The organism is Sphingomonas cellulosilytica, assembly GCF_052321755.1.
GTDB lineage: Bacteria > Pseudomonadota > Alphaproteobacteria > Sphingomonadales > Sphingomonadaceae > Sphingomonas.
The window spans coordinates 1-839 of sequence record NZ_JBQRTT010000018.1 but is presented as its reverse complement, the minus strand read 5'-3'; the positions used below and the strand labels follow the sequence as shown (position 1 = coordinate 839).

1 protein-coding gene is annotated in these 839 nt (G+C 64.2%); it reads right to left on the bottom strand.

The genetic code is table 11. From position 1 onward, the window contains the following. Nucleotides 1-19 precede the first annotated feature (19 nt). Nucleotides 20-777, bottom strand: a protein-coding gene (locus tag ACTZQ5_RS13990) for an IS5 family transposase (protein WP_443585748.1) whose coding sequence is annotated in 2 segments (ribosomal slippage) — nt 20-444 and nt 444-777 — 759 coding nt in all. Because the reading frame shifts where the segments join, the coding sequence is not laid out codon by codon here. Nucleotides 778-839: the final 62 nt, after the last annotated feature.

Genomic DNA, 839 nt, shown 5'->3' with positions numbered 1-839 from the left:
TAGGGTCAGGACTCGTTGATCACAGCCAGAAGATGACGGTGGCAGCGAGGGCAATAGCGGAGAGGAAGGCGGTCGGGCATCGATCGTAGCGGGTAGCAACCCGGCGCCAGTCTTTGAGGCGGCCGAACATGATCTCGATGCGGCTGCGGCGCCTGTAGCGACGCTTGTCATACCTGACCGGCTCTTTGCGTGATCGCCGGCCCGGGATGCAGGGCTGGATGCCCTTGGCCTGGAGGGCGTCGCGGAACCAGTCGGCGTCGTAGCCGCGGTCGCCGAGCAGCCACTGCGCCTTGGGCAGGTCGTCCAGCAGCGCTGCCGCGCCGGTGTAGTCGCTGACCTGCCCGGCCGTCATGAAGAAGCTCAAGGGGCGGCCGTTCGCATCGGCGACGGCATGGAGCTTCGTGTTCATGCCACCTTTGGTGCGTCCGATCAGGCGGCCGAGATCCCCTTTTTAACCCGCAAGCTCGATGCCGTGCGGTGCGCCTTCAGGTATGTCGCGTCGATCATGACGGTCTTCGGCTCTGCATCGCCCGCAGCCAGCCCCTCCATCATGCGTGTGAACACACCTCGCTCGCCCCAGCGCTTCCATCGATTGTACAGCGTCTTGTGAGGACCATAGGCGCGGGGCGCATCTCGCCAGCGCAGCCCATTGCGGTTGACGAAGACGATGCCGCTCAGCACCCGCCGGTCATCCACACGAGGCTTGCCATGGCTCTTGGGAAAGAACGGCCGCAGCCGCTCAATCTGCTCGTCCGTCAGCCAAAACAGGTCGCTCATCCCGGTCTCCTCGCGGAGCCTGAATCAGATCGCGACGCTCATATCAATGGGTCCTGACCCTA